The following is a 21,053-nucleotide window of genomic DNA, read 5'->3' as shown; positions in this document are numbered from 1 at the left end:
TCAGTCGTCCTCGTCCTCGAAACCGACGAGATCGAGCGCCTTGGCCTTGATCTGGCGGGTCATGCACCAGTGGACGAGCGCCTCCTCGCGGCCGTGCGTGACCCAGACTTCGGAGGGACCGATCTCGGCGATCGTGTCGGTCAGCTCGTCCCAGTCGGCATGGTCCGAGACGACGAGGGGGAGCTCGACATTCTTCTGCACGGCGCGCTGGCGGACGCGCATCCAGCCCGAGGCCATCGCCGTGATTGGATCGGGCAGGCGGCGCGACCAGCGATCGTTGAGCGCCGAGGGCGGAGAGACGACGACATGGCCCTTCATCTCGGCGGCCTTGATGCCCGTGGCGAGGCGCAGCTCGCCGAGCGGCACGCCGAGCTCGATATAGAGATCGCACAATCGCTGCATGGCGCCGTGAATGTAGATCGGCGCATCGTGGCCGCGCCCGCGCAATTCCATGATCAGCCGTTGCGCCTTGCCCAGCGCATAGGCGCCGACGAGCACGCAGCGATCGGGATTGGCGTGAAGTGCGGCGAGCAGGCGATCGATCTCCGCGCTCGTGTCGGGGTGGCGGAAGACGGGCAGGCCGAACGTCGCCTCGGTGATGAAGATGTCGCAGGGGACGGGCTCGAACGGCGGGCAGGTGGGATCGGGGCGGCGCTTGTAATCGCCCGAGACGACGATCCGCTCGGCCCCGCGCTCCAGCACGATCTGCGCGGAGCCGAGGACATGGCCGGCGGGGACGAAGCTCACGTCGATGTCGCCGAGCCGGATACTCTCGCCATAAGCGATCGGCTGGCCGTTCTGCGCGCCGTAGCGCGTGTCCATGATCGCGAGCGTCTCGGGGGTGGCGAGCACGCTGCCATGACCGCCGCGCGCATGATCGGCATGGCCATGCGTGACGAGCGCGCGTTCCTGCGGCGTCGAGGGATCGATCCACGCGTCGGCCGACGGCAGATACAGCCCCTGCGGGTGCGGTTCGATCCAGGCGCCGATGCGGGGCATTCGCTGATCAAATGGGTGTGGAGGCCCGCAGTTCCACCGCGCCCGGATACCGGGGCTTGCTGCTTCGTTGATCCGGCAGGGAGAGGAGAGAGTCATGGAAGGCATCGGTACGGTCGCCGCGATCGGCGGCTTCATTCTCGCCATCGTCCTGCTCTGGGCGACGCTCATGAACAAGCGGCGCACGGCAGCCGACATGCGACGCACCGAAGAGGCGACGCGCGCGCTCAACCGGAGCATCGATCGGCAGGATAAGGTGACGGATCCGGATATGGGGCGGTTCTGATTGGCGGACACCGCCATATTCCGGCGCAGGCCGGAATGCTGGAGCGTAAAGTGCGTCGCTTGCGTCCAGCACTCCGGCCTGCGCCGGAGCACGGCATCGCCGATGGAAGCGTCGGTCGTAATTACGCTGCCATGCCCTTAGCTTGAGAGGGTGACCCCGCCGGCGCCCCCTCTCCACCATCCTGCGGATGGTCCCCCTTCCCGTGCCGGGGAGGATCTGCCGCGCGCGATCGCCGACTGGTTCGCGACGCGGGGCTGGGCGCCGCGCCGGCATCAGCGCGAGATGCTCGCCGCGGCACAGGCCGGGCAGCATGCGCTGCTGATTGCGCCGACGGGTTCGGGCAAGACGATGGCGGGCTTTCTTCCGAGCCTCGTCGAGCTGGCGGAACAGCCGATCGACCGGCTTCACACGCTCTATGTCTCGCCGTTGAAGGCGCTGGCGATCGACGTGCAGCGCAATCTGCTCGATCCGATCGGCGAGATGGGGCTCGATATCCGCGTCGAGACGCGGACCGGCGATACGCCCTCCGACCGCAAGGCGCGCCAGCGCGCCAAGCCGCCGCACATGCTGCTGACGACGCCCGAATCGCTGAGCCTGCTGATCAGCCACCCGGACGCGGCCTTCATGTTCGCCGACCTTTCGACGATCGTCGTCGACGAGGTTCATGCCTTTGCCGGGGGCAAGCGCGGTGATCTGCTGTCGTTGTGCATGGCGCGATTGCAGGCGCTCTCGCCGAACATGCGGCGCGTCGCGCTGTCGGCGACGGTCGCCGATCCCGATCAATATGCTGCGTGGCTCGCGCCCGACGGCGATATCGATGCGGTGACCCAAGTGATCGGCGATCCGGGCGCGGAGCCCAATCTCGCGATCCTGCTGCCCGAGGATCGCGTGCCCTGGTCGGGCCATTCGGGGCGCTATGCGGCCGCGCAGGTGATGGCCGAGATCGAGACGCACCGCACGACGATCATCTTCTGCAACACGCGCAGCCTGGCCGAGCTGATCTTCCAGGATCTGTGGGCGGTCAACGAGATGAAGCTGCCGATCGGCATCCACCATGGCAGCCTCTCGATCGAGGCGCGGCGCAAGGTGGAGGGGGCGATGGCGGCGGGACGGCTGCGCGCGCTGGTGGCGACGGCGAGCCTCGATCTCGGAGTCGACTGGGGTGATGTCGATCTCGTCATCCAGATGGGCGCGCCCAAGGGATCGTCGCGCCTGCTCCAGCGCATCGGGCGCGCCAATCACCGGCTGGAGGAAGCCTCCGAGGCGGTGATCGTGCCGGGCAACCGCTTCGAATATCTGGAGGCGCGCGCGGCTCTGGACGCGGTCGAGGCGAACGAGCTGGATCATGAGGTGTTTCGCGCCGGCGCGCTCGATGTGCTCGCCCAGCATGTGATGAGCTGCGCCTGCGCCGGACCCTTCACGGAGGAGGCGATGCTCGCCGAGGTGCGCTCGGCCTTGCCATACAGCGCGCTGGCCGAGGACATCTTCGCCCAGGTGCTGCAGTTCATCGCCACCGGCGGCTATGCGCTGAAGGCCTATGACCGCTTCAAGCGGCTGACGAAGGGCGAGGACGGGATGTGGCGGGTGAGCCATCCGCAGTTCGTCGCCCAATATCGGATGAACGCCGGGATCATCGTCGAGGCGACGATGCTGACGGTGCGCTTCAAGAACGGGCGGGGCCTGGGAAAGGTGGAGGAGGGGTTCGCCGCGACGCTCTCGCCCGGCGATACCTTCTTCTTCGCCGGGCTCAGCCTCGAGGTCGAGCGGATGGACACCGTTGATCTGGTCGTGCGCGCCACCTCCCGCCCGGCGCGCATCCCGACCTATGGCGGCGCGCGCATGCCGATCTCGACCAATCTCGCCGATCGGGTGCGGGGTTATTTCGACGATCCGAGCCAGTGGGGGCGCTTCCCGACCGACGTGCGCGAATGGCTGGAGATGCAGGCGCGGCGCTCGCGGCTGCCCAAGCCCGGCGAACTGCTCGTCGAGACCTTCCCGCGCGAGGGGCGGCACTACATGGTGGTGTACAGCTTCGAGGGCTGGAACGCGCACCAGTCGCTCGGCATGCTGATCACGCGGCGGATGGAGACGGCGGGGCTCAAACCGATCGGCTTTGTCGCGAGCGACTATGCGATCGCGACCTATAGCCTCGAGCCGGTGACAGACCCCGCGCCCTTGTTCGACAGGGACATCCTCGAACATGAGTTCGTCGACTGGGTCCAGCAATCGAGCTTGCTGAAGCGCGCCTTCCGCGAGGTGGCGGTGATCGGCGGGCTCGTCGAGCGGCAGCATCCCGGCAAGCGCAAGACCGGGCGGCAGGTGACCTTCTCGACCGACCTGATCTACGACGTGCTGCGCAAGTACGAGCCCGATCATCTGCTGCTGCGCGCGGCGTGGGACGATGCGCGCGCGCGGATGACCGATGTGGGGAGGCTCGCCGATCTGCTCGATCGCGCGGCGGGGACGATGCTGCATGTCGATCTGCCCAAGGTCTCGCCGCTCGCGGTGCCCGTGCTCGTGCTGATCGGGCGCGAGCGGGTCACGGCGGGATCGACCGAGGATGCGCTGCTGATCGAGGCGGAGGCGCTGGCGGCGGAGGCGATGACCGACTGAGCTCCGCTCAACGCTTCGTTAACCTCGTTATGCGACAAGCCCGTGCACGCTGAGAAGGATTGCGCGACATCGTGGACGTCTGGCGAATTGCACGGCGCTGGCGCGCGGCGCTCGCCTTCGAGACCAAGATCGCGCTCAGCTATGCGGGTGTCGCGCTGATCCTGATCGGCTCGCTGACGATCTTCGGCCTCTCCCAGGCACGACAGCAGGACCGCAGCGCGTTCGGCTATGGCCGGCAAGCCATCTCGTCCGCGCTCGATGCACGCGAAGCCAATTTCCGCAGCTGGCTCAAGGGCTATGCCTATTGGGACGAGATCTTCGCGCACATGGTCGTCGCGTCGGACGAAAAGTGGGCGAATGCGAATATCGGCCGCGAGGTGTGGGCGACCTTCACGATGCCGATGAGCGGCGTCTATCTGACCGACGAAAGCGACCGGGTGCGCTACCAATATTGGGCGAAGGGACCGGCGCCCGAGCTTCGCGATTTTCACCTCGATCTGCGCCGTCTCCGCGCGCTGGCGGACGCGACGGAGACGCCCGCCGTGTCGCGGATCGTCTATCGTTCCCAGCCTTATTTTCTCGGCGTCGCGCGGATCAGGCCGATGGACCGCGCGCTGGCGCGGCAGAGCGATGCGAAACGCTATCTGCTGCTGCTGCAACCCGTCGCCGGCCGGCTGCTCGACGAGATCGCCGGCTCCTCGACGATCCGGGGGCTGCGTTGGGTGCCCGCGTCCGAAATCGGCGGACATCCTTCGATCGACATGTTTCCCGATCCCGAGGGCGGCCGCATCGTCTGGACGCCGCGGCGCCCGGGCGCGACGATGCTTCGGCGCGCTGCGCTGCCGATGATCGCGCTGATCGTGGCGACGATCCTCGTCGGCTACGGCCAGTTCGTGCTTGCGCGGCGGCTTGGCAGGCTGCTGCGCCAGAAGCAGGCGGAGGCCGAGGCGGAGGCGAGCAACAGCCGCGCCGCATCGGCACTGGCCGCGACGACCCGCGCCGATGCCGAGGCCCTGCTCATCCGCCTGCGCGAGCAGGAGGGCGCCGTGCATCGCCTGTCGGAAGAGCGCGAGGCCGATCGCGAACAGCGCAAGGCGCAGGCTCGCGCGCAGGCGCTGGCGACGCTCGCCTTGTTCGAACAGGATTTCGACACCGCCCTGCGCCCGGTCTCGGCCATTTCCGGGAAGCTTGCCGCGCAATCGATCGAGCTGGAGAGCGAGGCGGCCGCCGGGCGGCGGGCGGCCGCGGTCGTCGTCGAATCGGCGACCCGATCGATGCGCGCGATCCAGACCGTCATCGCCGCCAATGCCGCGCTGGAACTGGCGACGGGCAGCCTCGACGCGGGCGTCACCGAAGCGGTCGATTCCACGCGCCGGGCGGAATGGACGATCGACGAACTGGTGCGCCGGCTCGACGATCTCAGCGCCAATGCCAGCGCAGTCGAGGATGTCGTTGCGACCGTCGTCGCGCTCGCCGGACGGATCAACATGCTCGCGGTCAATGCCCGGATCGAGGCGGCGCGCGCCGGCGAGGCGGGGCGCGGCTTTGCGGTCGTCGCGGACGAGGTCAACCAGCTCGCCGACCTGACGACGACGGCGACGCAGTCGATCGCGAGCGTGTTGCGGACGATGCAGGGCAATACGCAGACCGCGACATCGGGCATCGATGCGATCCGCGGAATCGTGCAGGAGATCACGCAGGTCACCGCGACCTCGCGCTCCGCGCTCGATCGGCAGACGGTGGTGGCCGCCGACATCCGCGCCGCCGTGGCGAGCGCGAGCTCGCACCTCGCCGAGACGGACGGCGCGATCCACCATCTGGATCGGGTGATCGGCTCGTCGGAAAGCCTCGCCAAGGCGTTGACCACCGTGGCGGGCGATCTCGGCCGGCGATCGGAGTTGCTACAGGAGCGCGCCGGACAGTTCGCCGACAGCCTGAAGGATCGGCAATCCCCTGAAATCCCGGCGGCCGGACGTCCATCAAGCTTCGCGGCCTGATCCGCATGTTGCCCTTGCCGTGCGCCACTCGGCGACGGTAAGGCCGGTCTGCGCCCATGGCACACCCTTTCCCCTGGTCCGATCTCGCCATCATCCTTTTCCTGATGGTGTTGAATGGCGTCTTCGCGATGAGCGAGCTGGCGATCGTCTCGTCGCGCCGGCCGCGGCTGGAGGCGCTGGCGCGCAGGGGCCGCAGCGGCGCGCGCGTCGCGATGGCGCTGGCCGGCGATCCGGGCAAGTTCCTGTCGACGGTCCAGACCGGCATCACGCTGATCGGCATCCTCGCCGGCGCCTATTCGGGATCGAGCCTCGGCGGGCCGGTCGGCGAACTGCTGCTGCCGCTGGGGCTGGCCCCGGATACCGCCGCGCAGACCGGCTTCGTCCTCGTCATCATCGGCACGACCTATCTGAGCCTGATCGTCGGCGAGCTGGTGCCCAAGCAGTTCGCGCTGCGCCAGCCCGAGCTCATCGCTTCGTTCGTCGCGCGGCCGATGCTGTGGCTGTCGCGCGTCGGCGCGCCCTTCGTGTGGGTGCTCGATCGATCGAGCGCATTGATCTTCCATCTCCTGCGGCTCGATCGCGAATCGTCGAACCATGTGACCGCCGAGGAGCTGCACCTCGTCGTCGCCGAAGCCTCGACCGCGGGCGTGATCGAGGAGAGCGAGCGCGCCTTCATCTCGGGCGTCGTTCGCCTCGCCGACCGGCCGGTGCGCGAGGTGATGACCCCGCGGACGAGCGTGGAGTGGATCGATCTCGACGGCGACGCCGAGGAGGTGCGCGAGCAGCTGCTCGAAATGCCGCACAGCCGGATGCCGGTCGGGCGGGGCACGGTGGATGCGCTGATCGGCGTCGTTCAGGCGCGCGACCTGCTCGGCGCGTCGCTGGCGGACACCAAGCCGGCGATCGAGACGCTGGTGCGTATGGTGCCCGTCGTGCCCGATCAAATGGACGCGATGGACGTGCTGAAGGTGCTGCGCGAGGCCGACGTGCCGATGGCGTTCGTCCATGACGAATATGGTCATTTCGACGGGCTGGTGACGCCGGTCGATCTGCTTGCCGCGATCGGCGGCGCGTTCGCGTCGGACAGCGACGACGAGAATGATCCGCCGTTCGTGGAGCGAGAGGACGGCAGCTGGCTGATCTCCGGATCGGCCTCGGCGGACGTCCTCTCCGATCGGCTGTGCATCGATCTGCCCGACGATCGCGATTATGCGACGGTCGCCGGCTTTGCGCTGTCGGTGCTGCGCCACCTGCCGACGACCGGCGAAATATTCAGCCAACATGGCTGGCGTTTCGAGATCGTCGACATGGACGGACGCAAGATCGACAAGCTCATCGCAGGCCGGGAATAGCCGTGGCTTCTCAACCGTTCTAAGGGCGATCCCATGTTCGATATCGCGCCTTCGGAGCTGATGCTCGTCGCCATCGTCGCACTGGTCGTGATCGGCCCGAAGGATCTGCCGCGCGCGCTGCGCGTCGTGGGCCAGTGGGTCGGCCGGGCGCGAGGGGTGGCGCGCCATTTCCGCTCCGGCTTCGACGAGATGATCCGCCAGTCCGAGCTCGACGAGATGGAAAAGAAATGGGCCGCGGAAAATGCGCGGATCATGGCCGAGCACCCGCCGACCGTGCCGCCCGAGGAATCGGAGGACGCGCATTATGCGATGACGCCGCTGCCGCCGCCGGCAGGCGACGTCACCACCGAGCCGGGCCAGCTTCCGGCGCCTGAACATACCGATCCCGCGCCGTACCCGGCGGACGCACAGGAGCCCCCGGCGCGATCATGAGCGAAGATCTCGACGATACGCGCGCGCCTTTGCTCGATCATCTGATCGAACTGCGCCGGCGGCTGCTCTGGTGCATTGTCTCGCTGGCGGTGACCTTCGGGGTCTGCCTCTATTTCGCGCGGCCGATTTTCGCCTTCCTCGTCCAGCCGCTGGTGCGCGCGGGCCAGGGCAAGATCGTCTACACCCAGATTTTCGAGGCCTTCTTCGTCGAGGTAAAGGTCGCCTTCTTCGCCGCGGCGATGCTGAGCTTTCCGGTCATCGCCAACCAGATCTGGCAGTTCGTGGCACCGGGCCTCTACAAGAAGGAGCGCAATGCGTTCCTGCCCTTCCTGATCGCCACGCCGGTGCTGTTCATCATGGGCGCGGCGCTCGCTTATTATGTCGCGGTGCCGATGGCGTTGCACTTCCTGCTCGGCTTCCAGGGCAATCTCGGCGGGATCCAGCAGGAAGCTCTGCCCTCGGTCGGCAATTATCTCAGCTTTATCATGCAGTTCCTGTTCGGCTTCGGGCTCGCCTTCCTCGTGCCGGTGCTGCTGATGCTGCTGGAGCAGGCGGGGCTCGTCACGCGCAAGCAGCTCGTGTCGGTGCGGCGCTATGCGATCGTCGGCAATACGGCGGTGGCGGCGGTGCTGTCGCCGCCCGACATCGGATCGATGATCATGCTCGGGCTGCCGCTGATCCTGCTCTACGAACTGGCGCTGATCGCGATGTGGTTCACCGAGCGCAAGCGCGCGCGGCAGGAGCCCGAAGCCGCGGAAGACGCGGCCGTCTGACCACGGGCACGAAAAAGGGCGCCGCTCCTTCGAGCGACGCCCTTTTCATGTCGGCTGAGGCTTACTTGCTCTTTTCGGCCGTGTTGCTGACGGCCTTGCCGGCGGACGAGACGTCCTTGCCCGCGCCCGAAACCGTGTTGCACGCCGAGACGAGCAGGGTGCCGGCGACCAGTGCCAGTGCGAATGTCTTGCGAACCATGTGATGCTCCCGTGAATGATCCGTCCCGACCGGCGGGACCGTGCGATCAATGTCCCACATCGGGGCTTGTTCCGCTGGCGGTCCGAACAGGAAATGGAGGCGGAAGGTCTGCCCCAAAAACAATTTGGGCCCGGAGGCGCCGCCGGGGGGAGGATCGGCGCGTCCGGGCCCATTTGATCAGACAGCGAGAGCGGGGGGGCAAAAGGTCGCTGTCCTGTGGTGAGAACAAGCTAGGCCGAACATGGTTCCGGCCCATAAGCGGCGGCCCGAAAATTTTTGCTCAGTCGATCTCCTGCGCCTCGTCCGGCACGATCATGATCTCGATCGCATAACGCCCGCCATCCTCGTCGAGCGTCAGCGGCGATCGCAGCTGGCGCGCGAGGCCGCCGGCGATGCGATCGAAACGCTGGCGCGCGGCGCTCCCGGTCGCCGCCGCCGAGGCGAGCCCGGCGGCGCGGATCGTCATCAGCGCGCGATCGGGACGATCGGTGGTGCGGACGCTGATCATCACCGGATCGGCGGGTGCCGCGATCATCAGCAGCTCCAGCATCTCGGTGAGCAGGAAGGCGACGGGCACGGCCACGTCCTGGCTGACATGGACCGCCGCCATATCGAGCGTGATGTGGAAATGGGAGGCTTCGGGGGGCGCGGTCGCGCGCAGGTTGGAGGTCAGCTCGCCGATCAGCGAGCGCAAGGCGACCCCGCGATTCTCCTCGAGCTCCGCATAATGATTGCGATGGACGACGGCGAGCGCATCCACCCGACGCTGGATCGAGGCATAAGCGGCGGCGACATCGCCGTTCGAGCCCCGCGCGTGAAGCGCGATCAGGCTGGCGACGACCTGGAGGTTGTTCTTGACGCGGTGATGCACCTCGCGCGTGAGGCGGACCTGACGGGAGAGACCTTCTTCCAGCGCCAGTTCGCGCGTCGCGATCTGCTCGGCGGCGTGGCGGAAGGAATCGGCCAATGCGCTGATCTCGGTCGCGGGGGTCTGGAGACGGGGCAAGGACAGAGGCTCGGATCCGAGCTGCGCGACGGACCGCTGGAGCTGGCCGAGCGGGCGCAGCAGCAGGCCCTGCACGACGCTCCAGCCGATGATCGCCGCCGCGGCCCACATCAGCAGGGGGAGGAGGACGAGCAGCACCTCGATCACCGAGATCGTGCTGGCGAAGATCGTCGCGACCAGATTGATCTGGCCGCCCGCGATCGGCGCGCTGACGGTGATCGGCTGATCGAGCGGGCCGGCGGGATGCGCGCCGACGAGCGGAAGCCGCGCCGCGCCCTGGCGCAGCAGGACGGACTGGTTGCCCCCCGAGCCGCTGATCGATCCGGCCAGCTGCGCCTGCGGCAATTCGCCGACGCCGTAGCTGCCGTCGCTGGCGCCGACGGTGAAGCGGATGCCGCCGGGCTTGTCCAGCAGGAGCAGCTCGATGCCGATATTGCCGCGCACGGGCGGCAGATCCCCCGAGCCGAAGCCCGTGCTGGCGCAGCGCAATTGCCCGTCGGGGCCGAAGAAGGCGAAGCGCGCGTCATTCGGCAGCGCATGCGCGACCCGGGCGACGATCCTAGAACATTGCGTGCCGTCGCCGCCCGACGCGAAGGCGGCGGCGCGGACGACATTGGCGCTGCGGATGATGACGAGATCGAGCTGGCGTGCCTCGGCGGTCGCGATCAGCCGCGCGTCGCCTTCGTGCTGGAGTCTTTTGTCGTGCGCCGACTGGATGGACGCGAATAGGGCGACGATGCCGAGCGGCAGCAGGGCCACCGTCATGATGACGAGCATCTTCGTGCCGCTCGAGAATCGGGCGATCACGGATCGATATCCAGTAAGTTCGGGTGACATGGAGGCGACGGCTACACGCCGTCAGCTAAGCTTGCCAAGAAGATCCATGAACTCGTCCGGCACGCTTTCGCCGACCGTCTCTTCATAAGCGGTCTTCAGCGCGTTCGCGACATGCGAGTCCGGACCGCCAGGCTTCTTCTTGCGGGCAGGTTTGTCCCCGCCGCTGGTGCCCCGCCCTTTGCTATCAGCGACCAAGCCGTTCGCCCCCTGAATCACTTGGAACCCCTGGGGTTCGACCGTCCGTGGTTGTTCAACGCCTGTTATCCCCACACCGTGCCGGTTCGCCGACGCGCCGATGATGCCAAGATCGGCCCGTCGACTGCCTTATTGGGGCTTGTCGGCGAGGATGCACATCAGCGGTGAAACAAAAGTGTGACACGATGGTTCCACCCCTGCGCCAAGAAAGTTTGCTTGGTAGCGCGAGCGTCGCGGCGATCCGCGATCTCGTGCGTTTCGCGCTTTAATCTGCTTATCTCAACTCAGTTCATTTCGTCAGGAGCATAGTCGCCCATGTCGCTCGGCCAGGATCTCGCCCCTCATCTCCCGTTCCTGCGTCGCTATGCCCGCGCGCTGACCGGCACCCAGCAGCATGGCGACGCCTATGTCCGCGCCACGCTGGAGGCGATCGTCGCCGCGCCGCAGGATTTCCCGCGCGACGTCGATGTCCGGCTCGGCCTGTATCGCACGTTCCAGCGGATCTGGGATTCGGTCAACGAGGACGCGGACGAGACGGACGAGGGCGATCCGCACGCCGGCATCGCCAATGCCCGGCTCGCCAAGATCACGCCGCGCTCGCGCCAAGCCTTGCTGCTCACGCAGCTCGAAGGCTTCACGCCTGAAGATGCGGCCTATCTGATGGACGAGGAGAGCAGCGACGTGGAGGAAATGGTGCGCGATGCGATCGCCGAGATCGAGCGCCAGACGCGCGCCGACGTGCTCATCATCGAGGACGAGCCGATCATCGCGATGGACCTGGAGACGATCGTCCGCGATCTGGGCCACAACGTCACCGGCGTCGCGGTCACGCGCGACGAGGCGGTGGCGCAGGCGCTCGCGCAGCGCCCGGGCCTCGTGCTCGCCGACATCCAGCTCGCCGACGACAGTTCGGGCATCGATGCCGTCAAGGACATCCTCGCCGAATTCTCGGTGCCGGTGATCTTCATCACCGCCTTCCCCGAGCGCCTGCTGACGGGCGAGCGGCCCGAGCCGACCTTCCTGATCACCAAGCCGTTCCAGCGCTCGACGGTCAAGGCGGCGATCAGCCAGGCCTTGTTCTTCGACGCGGCGACCGTGCCCGCCTGAACATAGGGAACCCCCGCCGCATGCGACCGTTGGCTCTCAGTAACGATCGCATGCGGAGGGCCTTATGGCCGACAAGGACGACATTCATCTGACGCGGACCGAGGCGCGTGGCGGCTCCTCCAACCATGTCACCCGCTATGTGTTGCCGATCAGCCTCGCACTGGTGATCATCCTGTTCGTGGTGATCCTGCGTATATGGTGGTAGCCGAGGCGCGTGCGGTGCGGCCCTTGCGGTTCCACCGGATCCGCCCCACTTTGAGCGATGCCGAGGCATTGTCAGCCCGTCGCCGGGAAATGATCACGATATGACCGAAGCCCAAGAGGACCTGCCCGCCGAAGCGGTGGAGCATGTCGCTCTCTCCGATACCGACTTCAAAGCCGAGCTGGCGCGGGTCATCCCGCACCTGCGCGCGTTCGGCCGCTCGCTTTCGGGCAATCGCGATCTCGCCGACGATCTCGTCCAGGAGACGTTGCTGAAGGCATGGGCGGCGCGCCAGCGCTTCCAGGCCGGCACCAATATGCGCGCCTGGACCTTCATCATCCTGCGCAATCTCTTCCTCAGCCAGATGCGCCGCGCGCGCTTCAAGGGCGAGTGGGACGATCTGACCGCGAACAAGATCCTCGCCGCGCCCGCGAGCCAGGATCGCCATGTCGATCTCGGCGATCTGCAGCGCGCGCTCCTGCATCTGCCGCAGCCGCAGCGCGAGGCGCTGATCCTCGTCGGCGCGGGGGGCTTCGCCTATGAAGAAGCAGCCGAGATCTGCGGCTGCGCGGTCGGTACGATCAAGAGCCGTGTCGCGCGCGGCCGGGTGGCGCTCGAGCAGTTGATGAGCGGTGGCGATCTGCCCTCGCGCCGCCTGCATTCGAACAAGCCCGACGAAACGGCGCTGCAGGCGATCATGAGCGAAGTGGACACGCTCAGCCGCGGCCGATGATCGGCGCGGTGCCCGTCCGGCGCGCCGGACGCGGCGTGATTATTTGAGCTTTGCGAGCAACCGCGCGAATTCGTCCGACAGCGGCGGCAGCGAGAAGCTGTTGCGCAGCGCCGAACTCACGCCCTGATAGGCGGAAGGCGCCGGCACCGAAGCCGGTTTCCGGTCTCCGCCCTCTCCGGACGACGCAAAATGGCTTACTAGACCCATGTTAAGCGTAACGGTCGGATCGGGCGTAAGTTGCGTCCGGACGAATTTGGCACGGCGGGGCATGTGACGGACGCGGATCGGCTCCCCGAACTTTCGTCGGCGATAGCGCTGGCCGAGGCGCATGCGCCATTCCTCCGCCGGCTCGTCGCGCGCCGCCGCGACGTCGTCGATCGACTGGCGGCGGAGGGGCTCGCTGCGACGCTGGCGGCGGCGCGCGCCGAGGGCGATGCAGAGCGCGACGACGGTTTGGCGCTCCGCCGCGAGCGGCAGGCGGTGGCGCTCGCGGTGGCGCTCGCCGATCTCGCCGGAGCGTCATTCGAGACGGTCACCGCCGCGCTCAGCGCCTTTGCCGATCATGCGCTCGACCGCGCGATCCGCGCCGCGATCGCCGAGCGCGGCGGCGAAGGCAGCGCCGGCTTCGTCGCGCTGGCGCTCGGCAAGCAGGGCAGCCGCGAGCTCAATTATTCGTCCGACGTGGATCCGATCCTGCTGTTCGATCCAAGGACGCTCTGGTGCCGCCCGCGCGAGGAGCCGGGCGAGGCGGCGCAGCGGATCGCGCGGCGGATCGTCGAGTTGCTCCAGCAGCAGACCGCCGAGGGCTATGTGCTGCGCGTTGATCTACGCCTGCGCCCCGCCGCCGAGGCGACGCCGCTCGCCGTACCGATCGATCTGGCGATCACCCATTATGAATCGAGCGCGCTGCCTTGGGAGCGCGCCGCCTTCATCCGCGCGCGTGCGGCGGCGGGGGACATCGCGCTGGGACAGGCGATGCTCGATCATCTGCGCCCGTTCGTCTGGCGGCGCTCTCTCGATTATGGGGCGATCGGCGAGCTCCGCGATCTCTCGCGCCGGATCCGCGATCATCACGGCAAGATCCAGGCGCCGGCGCCCGGCTACGATGTGAAGCGCGGGCGCGGCGGCATCCGCGAGATCGAATTCTTCGCGCAGATCCACCAGTTGATCCACGGCGGCCGAGAGCCGGCATTGCGGACCCCGGCGACTCTGGATGCGCTGGCCGCGCTAACATCCGCCGGCCGGATCGATGCGTCCGAAGCCGTGGCGCTCGGCCAGACTTATCGCCTGCTGCGTACGATCGAGCATCGCCTGCAGATGGCCGAGGATCGCCAGACGCATCTCCTGCCCGAAGACCCGGCCGAACTCGACAATGTCGCGCGGCTCGCCGGTCTTGCGGACGGCGCGGCGCTGGTCGCGCTGCTGACGCCGCCGACCGAAGCGGTCGGCCGGCTCTACGACGCGCTGGAATCGGACGACGCCTCGCCGCTGCCGGACTCGCGCCCGGCGCTGGAAGAGATGCTCGCCGCGCGCGGTTTCCCCGATCCCGCGCAGGGGGCGGCGCGGATCGAGACGTGGCGGACCGGCCAGTTGCGCACGACCCGCAGCGCACCCGCGCGCGCCGCGCTGGAAGCGGTGCTGCCGACATTGCTCGCGGCCTTTGCTGAGGCCGCAGACCCGCAGGCGGCGTTGATGCGCTTCGACGATCTGGTCGGGCGGCTGCCGAGCGCGCTCAATCTGTTTCGCCTGCTGGAGGCGCGGCCGAGCCTGCTCTCTTTGCTCGTGCGCGTGCTCGCCCTGGCGCCGGCCCTCGCAGCCGATCTCGCGCGGCGCGCCAGCCTGCTCGACGGGCTCATCGATGCGAGCGCGCTGGAGGCGCAGCCCGATACGCCCGCGCTCGCGGCGATCCTCGCGCGGGGCGAGGATCGCGAGGATTATCAGGGTCTGCTCGATCGAGTCCGCGCGCAGGTCGGCGAGCGCCGCTTTGCGCTCGGCGTGCAGGCGATTGCGGGCAGCGCCGATCCGCTCGCGATCGGCGCGGGCTATGCGCGCGTTGCCGAGGCCGCGCTCGGCGTGCTCGCGGCGGCGACGGTCGCCGAGTTCGAGCGCGCGCATGGCCGGATCGCGGGTGGCGAACTCGTGATCCTCGCGCTCGGCCGGTTCGGCGGGGGCACGCTGACGCATGCCTCGGATCTCGATCTCGTCTATCTTTTCACCGGCGATTTTCTCGCGGAATCGGACGGCCCAAGGCCGCTCGGCGCGACGCATTATTTCAACCGCCTCGCCAGCCGCGTCTCGGCGGCGATGTCGGTGCCGACGCCGGCCGGTCCGCTCTACGAGGTGGATACGCGGCTGCGGCCTTCGGGCACGCAGGGGCTGCTCGCCGTCTCGCTCGACAGCTTCGCGCGCTACCAGGCGGAGAGCGCCTGGACGTGGGAGCATATGGCGCTGGAGCGCGCGCGGCCCGTCTTCGGATCGGAGGGCGCACGGGCGGCGCTGGCGGCGATCATCGATCAGGTGCTGCGCCGGCCGCGCGATCCGGCGAACTTGGCGGCCGACGTCGTAAAGATGCGGGCCGACATCGCGATCCACAAGCCGCCGGCGGGACCGTTCGACGTCAAGCTGATCGAGGGCGGATTGATCGACGCCGAATTCGCGGTGCATCTGCTCCAGCTGCGCGAACGGCAGGCGATCACGCCCGATCTCGCTGCCGCGGCGGCGGCGCTGGAGACGGCCGCCTTGCTTGCGTCTGGCTTCGCCGATGCGCTGGCGCTCCTGACGCGGATGCTGATCGTGCTGCGGCTGGTCGCGCCTGGCGGGGCCGCGCCCTCCGAGGCTTCGCGTGCGCTTGTCGCCGAGGCGTGCGGGCTCGCCGCGTGGGGGGATTTCGTGCCGGCTTATGAGGAGGCGCGCGCGCTGATCGCGGGGGAGTGGCGCCGCGTCGCCGGGCTCGGCTAGAGGGGGCGCGACCGAGGAGACGATGCGATGCTCAACGAAGGCGACAAGGCCCCCGACGTGACGCTGCAGGCCGGCGACGGCAGCGCGATGCCGCTCTCCTCGCTGCTCGGGCGCACGCTTGTCCTGTTTTTCTATCCGAAGGACGATACGTCGGGCTGCACGCGCGAGGCGATCGACTTCTCGCAGCATCTCGCCGCGTTCGAGCTGGAGGGGGCCGGCCTGCTCGGCATTTCGAAGAACAGTCCCAAAGATCATGCCAAGTTCGCTGCCAAACATGCGCTGACCGTGCCGCTCGCGACCGACGCGGACGGATCGGTGTGCGAGGCTTTCGGCACGTGGATCGAGAAGAGCCTCTACGGCCGCAAATATATGGGCATCGATCGCGCGACCTTCCTGATCGCGGCCGACGGCACGATCGCGAAGATCTGGCGCAAGGTGAAGGTGCCGGGCCATGTCGAGACGGTGCTGGCGGCAGCGCGCGCGTTGAAGAGCGCTTGATCCCACCGGCGACCCTTAGCGCCGCCTGTCGCGATGTCCTGCTCACCGCCGATCCGCGCGCCAAGGTGATGGCGGCGCGGGCGGCGGCGCGCGGCTGGCACGCCGGGCAGCTGGCGCATGTCTTCGATGTGGCGATGCCCGCGCGTCCGGCGCGCACCGGGCGGCCCGAACTGCTCCCGCCCTCGCACATGCCCAAGCGCAAGAAGGGCGGGAGCCTCACCAACCGGATCGCCCTGCTCCATGCGATCGCGCATATCGAATGCGTCGCGATCGATCTCGCAGTCGATCTGGTCGGCCGCTTCGGCGGGCAGTTCCCGCGCGCCTTCGCCGACGACTGGATGCGGGTCGCGGCCGAGGAGGCGATGCATTTCGCGCTGATCGACCGGCGGCTGCGCGCGCTGGGGGCGGCCTATGGCGACCTGCCCGCGCACGACGGATTGTGGGAAGCGGCCGAGGCAACCGCGCATGATGCCGGCGCGCGGCTCGCGGTCGTCCCGCTCGTGCTGGAGGCGCGCGGGCTCGACGTCACGCCGCAGATGATCGTGCGGTTCGATGCGGTCGGGGACGCTGTTTCGTCGCGGATTCTGGCGCGCATCCTTAGCGACGAGATCAAACACGTCGCCACGGGGATGAAATGGTTCGAATCGTCCGCGCGGAATGCGGGCCGCGAGCCCGCCGAACAGTGGCGCGAGCTCGTCGTGCGACACTTTAAAGGCGCGATAAAAGCCCCTTTCAACGACTCGGCGCGGCTAGCTGCCGGTCTGACGCCGGAATTTTACGCATCGCTTGCAGCCCCGGAACCAAAGCGACAGACCCCAGTCGTCGTCGCGGGAGGGGCATTCTCCAGGACGGACGCTTAACCTGATCGTGCGGGAGCGGGGGCTCTCATGCGGGACAAGCCAACGCCGGGGATCGCATGACTGCATCACGTTCGAAGACCGTCCGCTCGATTGTCCGTCTCTTCGCCGCCTTCGGCCTGCTGACCGCCGCAGCTCCGGCCTTTGCCGATACCGTGATGACCCCGCAGGTCGGCGACAAGATCGTCGCCGACGGCGCCGCGCTCGACTCGATCGAGGATGCGGCCGCGATTTCCGGCGGTGACGATGCCTTCCACGCGATGTTCATGGGCTGGAAGAAGCAGGACCAGATCGGCCAGGGCGTGATCGCCGTCCCCTCCGCCAAGCCGATCAACGCCGCGACCTTCACCTCGGGCTACGGCGTCCGCTCCGATCCGTTCCGCGGTTCGGCCGCGATGCACGCCGGCATCGATCTCGCGGCACCCCAGGGCACCGCGGTCTATGCCACCGCGGACGGCATCGTCGACAAGGCCGAATGGTCGAACGGCTATGGCAATCTCGTCGAGGTCGCGCACGGCAAGGGCGTGCAGACGCGCTTCGGCCACCTCTCGCGCATCCTCGTCCATTCGGGCCAGCTCGTGCACCGCGGCGATCTGATTGCGCTCGTCGGCTCCACCGGCCGCTCGACCGGCCCGCACCTCCATTACGAAGTCCGCATCGACGGCCATGCCGTCAACCCGGTGCCCTTCCTGCAGGCGGGCGACTATGTCGTCGCGCAGCAGCAGCGCGCCACCACGATCGCGCTTGGTGGCCCCGACGACGTCGAGTGAGCTTGCCGCCGGTAGCGGCGCACCCTATCTCGACGACATGAGCGACACCGCGATCGATATCACCCCTTCCGCCGCCAAGCGCGTGGCGACGATCGCGGGCAAGCAAGGCAAGCCCGCGATTCTGCGCCTCGCCGTCGAAGGCGGCGGCTGCGCGGGTTTCCAGTATAAATTCGGGCTCGCCGACGCGGTCGAGGGTGACGACGAAGTCGCCCAGCGCGACGGCGTGACGCTCGTCGTCGATTCGGTCAGCCTCGATCTCGTCCGCGGCAGCGCGGTCGATTATGTCGAGAATCTCGGTGGGGCCTCGTTCCAGGTGACCAACCCGAATGCCGCGTCCGGCTGCGGCTGCGGAACCAGCTTCTCCATTTAGGCAATGTCGTGCCGTTTGCCCTGAGCGTGTCGAAGGGCCGTCCTTTCAGGACAAGAAGAACGGTGCTTCGACAGGCTCAGCACGAACGGAAAGGGTTTCCGAGCGGCCCAAGCGCCCGCTATGCCCGGCCCCATGAAGATCGCGACGTTCAACATCAACGGCATCGGCGCGCGCCTGCCGCGTCTCCTCGAATGGCTCGACGAGACCAAGCCCGATGTCGCCTGTCTCCAGGAATTGAAGGCGCCCGACGAGCGCTTCCCCGAAATGGAGATCGCCGCCGCCGGCTATCGCGCAATCTGGCACGGCCAGAAGAGCTGGAACGGCGTCGCCATCCTCGCGCGCGAAGCCGCGCTGATCGAGACGATGCGCGGGCTGCCGAACGATCCCGATCCGAGCCACAGCCGCTATATCGAGGCCGAGGTCGATGGAGTCATCGTCGCTTCGCTCTATCTGCCCAACGGCAATCCGCAGCCCGGCCCCAAGTTCGATTACAAGCTCGCTTGGTTCGAGGCGTTGCTGGCGCGCGCGGAGACATTGTTCGCGAGCGAGCGGCCGGTCGTGCTGGCGGGCGACTGGAACGTGATCCCGACCGACGATCGCGACGACGTCTTCTCGGCGGCGCGGATGGCGGCGGACGCGCTCTCGCAGCCCGAAAGCCGCGCCTGCTTCCGCCGGCTGATCCACGCCGGCTGGACCGACGCGATCCGCGCGATCCATCCACGCGGCCCGGTCTATACCTTCTGGGATTATACGATGAACGCCTGGCCGCGCGACGCGGGGTTCCGCATCGATCATCTGATGCTGAGCCCGGCGGCGGCGGACCGGCTCGTCGATGCCGGCGTCGATCGCGCGACGCGCGGCAAGGAGAAGGCCAGCGACCACGCGCCGACATGGATCACGCTGCGCTGACCTGTCCGGCCCAAGCGCCCGGTTACCGCCGAGCGTCTTCGGACAGCGCGCGTTGAGGCTAAAGCGCCTTTTCGTAGATGCGATAGGTCTTGTTGATCTCGCAATTGATCGAGGTCGCGATCGAGTTCATCCCCTGATTGTCTTCGAGGATCCAGCCGATCTCGCTGCGCGTCGAGCCGTAGAAGGCCACCGCGTCGCGGCGGACATATTCGATCATCATGAAGGCGAGTTGGCTCGCCATCCGGCTCGCCTGGAGGCGCTTGACCACGCCCATCAGCGGCACGCGCATCGTCTTGACCTTGGGCTTGCCCGAAAAGCCGCCATTGAGCCGCCACAGCAACTTGATGAACCCGAACGGGAACAGTTCGCCGTTCAGATCGGCCTGCAGCTCGTTGAGATCGGGCCAGGTCATCATGAAGGCGACGGGCTCGCCGTCCAGCTCGGCGATGCGGACCAGATCGTTGAAGATGATCGGCTTCATCTTCTTGCCGGCGAAGGCGATCTCGCTCTCGGTGAAGGGCACGAAGCCCCAATTGTCGCTCCACGCATCGTTGAGGATGGCGAGGATGATCGCGGCTTCCTCGGCGAACTTGCGCTTGTCGACCTTGCGGACGACGATCCGCGGATTCTTCTCGCCGGACGAGATGATACGCTGGATGAGCGGCGGGAAGGGCACGCGGATGTCGAGTTCCCACGTGTGCAGGTCCTTGACCTTGGCATAGCCCGCAGCCTCGACCCACGCCTCGTAGCGCCGATCGTCATGCCCCATCATCACCGTCGGCGGCTGGTCGTGGCCCTTGATGAGGAGACCCGGCTCTTCCCAGATCGACATGCTGATCGGGCCGATCGAGCGCTTGACCCCATGTTCGCGCAGCCACTGCTCGGCACGTGCGATCAGGAGGCGGGCGACCTCCTGGTCCTCGGCGTCGAGATAGCCCCAATTGCCGCTGTCCGCGCCGCCGCCCTTGTCGGCAGGCATCGGCGTCCAGGCATGATCGATCGAGGCGGAGATGCGGCCGACGACTTCGCCGTCGCGCTCGGCCAGGAAGAGCTGCGCCTCGGCATGTTCGAAGAACGGATTCTTGCCCGGGGTGATGAGGCCCATCACCTCATCCTTCAGCGGCGCGATCCAGGCCGGATCCTCGGCATAGAGGCGGAACGGCAGATTGACGAAGGCCTTCTTGTCGGCCTTCGTCACGACCGGGCGGATCGTCGCCGCTTCGCTCATGCCGGTGCTCAGTGCTTGATGCGGCTGGCGGGGTGGCCGGTGGCGACGCCGCCCGACAGTTCCGCGACCTTCGGCCAACGCTTCGCGATCTCGGGCGTGTAGCCGAGATTGAAGACCGTCTGGCTCTTCTTGCGCTCGCTCACCTTGGCGTAGCTCGTGCCGAACAGGCGATCCCAGAAGAAATTGGTGATGCCGAAATTGCCACTTTCGTCGTGGAAGTGGTGCGCCATGTGGCGCTGCTTCATCATCACCAGCATCGGATGCTTGGGGCTGTAGGCCAGATGCTGGATGCAGTGGCAGAATTCATAGGCGCAGGTCGTCAGCAGCCCGGTGGCGAAGGCGGCGGCCGCTCCGCCGAGGCCGCCGAGCGCCCAGCCGATCGGGGCGGTCGCGAGGAAGATAGTCGGCAGCGTCGTGTGCAGCGCGCCGAACAATATCTCGAGATGGTTCGGATTCTGGTGGTGATCGTAGTGGATCCGCTTCCAGGTCGCGGCGAGCATCGGTACCTTGAACATCCAGCGGCTGTGCAGGACGAAGCGATGCAGCCCGTACCAGACGAGCGGGTAGAGCAGCACCGAGATGATCACTGCGGCCAATGTCGGCAGCACGGGCGCCGGGCGGGCAACGAAAACCCCGATCGAGAGCGCACTCAGCGCAAGATAGGCGATCACCGCCGGATACTGGAAATAGGCCACGACCAGCTGGCGCAGGTTCATCCGGTCCAGATGATGCTCC

Annotated in this window: 21 protein-coding genes; 15 read left to right on the top strand and 6 right to left on the bottom strand. The window is 67.6% G+C overall.

Annotated features, from left to right (window positions below; genetic code table 11):
- Window positions 1-999, bottom strand: a complete 999-nt coding sequence (locus tag Q4F19_RS05620) for a ligase-associated DNA damage response exonuclease (protein WP_303540584.1) — start codon at window positions 997-999, stop codon at window positions 1-3.
- Between the two features lie 94 nt (window positions 1,000-1,093).
- On the opposite strand from Q4F19_RS05620, the gene Q4F19_RS05615 reads away from it, so the two are divergent.
- From Q4F19_RS05615 to tatC, 6 genes are all read left to right on the top strand, one after another.
- Window positions 1,094-1,282 carry a hypothetical protein gene (locus tag Q4F19_RS05615; RefSeq protein WP_303540583.1) on the top strand — a complete coding sequence of 63 codons (189 nt, stop codon included), beginning with the start codon at window positions 1,094-1,096 and terminating at the stop codon, window positions 1,280-1,282.
- Between the two features lie 228 nt (window positions 1,283-1,510).
- Entirely contained in the window at window positions 1,511-3,895 is a 2,385-nt protein-coding gene (locus tag Q4F19_RS05610) for a ligase-associated DNA damage response DEXH box helicase (protein WP_303541011.1), read from the top strand.
- A 59-nt stretch (window positions 3,896-3,954) separates the two neighbouring features.
- The gene (locus tag Q4F19_RS05605; RefSeq protein ID WP_303540582.1) at window positions 3,955-5,892 is read left to right on the top strand and encodes a methyl-accepting chemotaxis protein; all 1,938 of its coding nucleotides are present in this window, start codon (window positions 3,955-3,957) and stop codon (window positions 5,890-5,892) included.
- Between the two features lie 56 nt (window positions 5,893-5,948).
- A complete protein-coding gene (locus Q4F19_RS05600) occupies window positions 5,949-7,244 on the top strand; it encodes a hemolysin family protein (RefSeq protein ID WP_303540581.1) in 1,296 nt (431 codons plus the stop codon).
- A 33-nt stretch (window positions 7,245-7,277) separates the two neighbouring features.
- Entirely contained in the window at window positions 7,278-7,676 is a 399-nt protein-coding gene (tatB, locus tag Q4F19_RS05595) for a Sec-independent protein translocase protein TatB (protein ID WP_303540579.1), read from the top strand.
- The gene (gene tatC, locus Q4F19_RS05590; protein WP_303540577.1) at window positions 7,673-8,449 is read left to right on the top strand and encodes a twin-arginine translocase subunit TatC; all 777 of its coding nucleotides are present in this window, start codon (window positions 7,673-7,675) and stop codon (window positions 8,447-8,449) included. The genes tatB and tatC overlap by 4 nt, the downstream gene beginning before the upstream one ends.
- A 61-nt stretch (window positions 8,450-8,510) precedes the next feature.
- Here tatC and Q4F19_RS05585 read toward each other — a convergent pair whose 3' ends face one another.
- The 3 genes from Q4F19_RS05585 to Q4F19_RS05575 form a co-directional block, all read right to left on the bottom strand.
- Window positions 8,511-8,648: an entericidin A/B family lipoprotein gene (locus tag Q4F19_RS05585; protein WP_303540575.1), complete on the bottom strand. Its 138-nt coding sequence runs from the start codon at window positions 8,646-8,648 to the stop codon at window positions 8,511-8,513.
- Between the two features lie 280 nt (window positions 8,649-8,928).
- Window positions 8,929-10,461: a sensor histidine kinase gene (locus Q4F19_RS05580; protein ID WP_303540574.1), complete on the bottom strand. Its 1,533-nt coding sequence runs from the start codon at window positions 10,459-10,461 to the stop codon at window positions 8,929-8,931.
- A gap of 51 nt (window positions 10,462-10,512) precedes the next feature.
- Window positions 10,513-10,707, bottom strand: coding sequence for a NepR family anti-sigma factor (locus Q4F19_RS05575; RefSeq protein ID WP_303540572.1), 195 nt, complete (start codon window positions 10,705-10,707; stop codon window positions 10,513-10,515).
- A gap of 294 nt (window positions 10,708-11,001) precedes the next feature.
- Between Q4F19_RS05575 and Q4F19_RS05570 the strand changes: the two genes are divergently transcribed.
- From Q4F19_RS05570 to Q4F19_RS05530, 9 genes are all read left to right on the top strand, one after another.
- Window positions 11,002-11,793, top strand: a complete 792-nt coding sequence (locus Q4F19_RS05570; RefSeq protein ID WP_303540571.1) for a response regulator — start codon at window positions 11,002-11,004, stop codon at window positions 11,791-11,793.
- A gap of 64 nt (window positions 11,794-11,857) precedes the next feature.
- Window positions 11,858-11,998, top strand: a complete 141-nt coding sequence (locus Q4F19_RS05565) for a hypothetical protein (protein ID WP_303540569.1) — start codon at window positions 11,858-11,860, stop codon at window positions 11,996-11,998.
- A gap of 100 nt (window positions 11,999-12,098) precedes the next feature.
- Window positions 12,099-12,728: a sigma-70 family RNA polymerase sigma factor gene (locus tag Q4F19_RS05560; protein WP_303540567.1), complete on the top strand. Its 630-nt coding sequence runs from the start codon at window positions 12,099-12,101 to the stop codon at window positions 12,726-12,728.
- Between the two features lie 270 nt (window positions 12,729-12,998).
- Window positions 12,999-15,686, top strand: coding sequence for a bifunctional [glutamine synthetase] adenylyltransferase/[glutamine synthetase]-adenylyl-L-tyrosine phosphorylase (locus Q4F19_RS05555; protein ID WP_303540566.1), 2,688 nt, complete (start codon window positions 12,999-13,001; stop codon window positions 15,684-15,686).
- Between the two features lie 27 nt (window positions 15,687-15,713).
- On the top strand, window positions 15,714-16,184 hold the full coding sequence (locus Q4F19_RS05550; protein ID WP_303540564.1) for a peroxiredoxin: 471 nt from the start codon (window positions 15,714-15,716) through the stop codon (window positions 16,182-16,184).
- Window positions 16,181-17,044 (top strand): ferritin-like domain-containing protein, encoded by an 864-nt coding sequence (locus Q4F19_RS05545; protein WP_303540563.1) that lies wholly within the window; start codon window positions 16,181-16,183, stop codon window positions 17,042-17,044. Before Q4F19_RS05550 ends, Q4F19_RS05545 begins: the two co-directional genes overlap by 4 nt.
- A gap of 56 nt (window positions 17,045-17,100) precedes the next feature.
- Entirely contained in the window at window positions 17,101-17,811 is a 711-nt protein-coding gene (locus Q4F19_RS05540) for a M23 family metallopeptidase (protein WP_303540561.1), read from the top strand.
- Window positions 17,812-17,848: 37 nt separating this feature from the next.
- On the top strand, window positions 17,849-18,181 hold the full coding sequence (gene erpA, locus Q4F19_RS05535) for an iron-sulfur cluster insertion protein ErpA (RefSeq protein ID WP_303540559.1): 333 nt from the start codon (window positions 17,849-17,851) through the stop codon (window positions 18,179-18,181).
- A gap of 132 nt (window positions 18,182-18,313) precedes the next feature.
- Complete coding sequence (locus Q4F19_RS05530; protein WP_303540557.1) at window positions 18,314-19,090, top strand: exodeoxyribonuclease III; 777 nt, start codon at window positions 18,314-18,316, stop codon at window positions 19,088-19,090.
- Window positions 19,091-19,148: 58 nt separating this feature from the next.
- Here Q4F19_RS05530 and Q4F19_RS05525 read toward each other — a convergent pair whose 3' ends face one another.
- Both Q4F19_RS05525 and Q4F19_RS05520 read right to left on the bottom strand, forming a co-directional pair.
- Window positions 19,149-20,318 carry a GNAT family N-acetyltransferase gene (locus Q4F19_RS05525; protein WP_303540555.1) on the bottom strand — a complete coding sequence of 390 codons (1,170 nt, stop codon included), beginning with the start codon at window positions 20,316-20,318 and terminating at the stop codon, window positions 19,149-19,151.
- A gap of 8 nt (window positions 20,319-20,326) precedes the next feature.
- The gene (locus tag Q4F19_RS05520) at window positions 20,327-21,034 is read right to left on the bottom strand and encodes a sterol desaturase family protein (RefSeq protein WP_303541009.1); all 708 of its coding nucleotides are present in this window, start codon (window positions 21,032-21,034) and stop codon (window positions 20,327-20,329) included.
- Between the last annotated feature and the right edge of the window lie 19 nt (window positions 21,035-21,053).

The sequence above is a fragment of the Sphingomonas natans genome, assembly GCF_030546695.1.
In the GTDB taxonomy this organism is placed as follows: Bacteria; Pseudomonadota; Alphaproteobacteria; order Sphingomonadales; family Sphingomonadaceae; genus Sphingomonas_I; species Sphingomonas_I natans.
The sequence above is the reverse complement of the archived record's forward strand: the minus strand, read 5'-3'. Positions and strand labels throughout refer to the sequence as shown.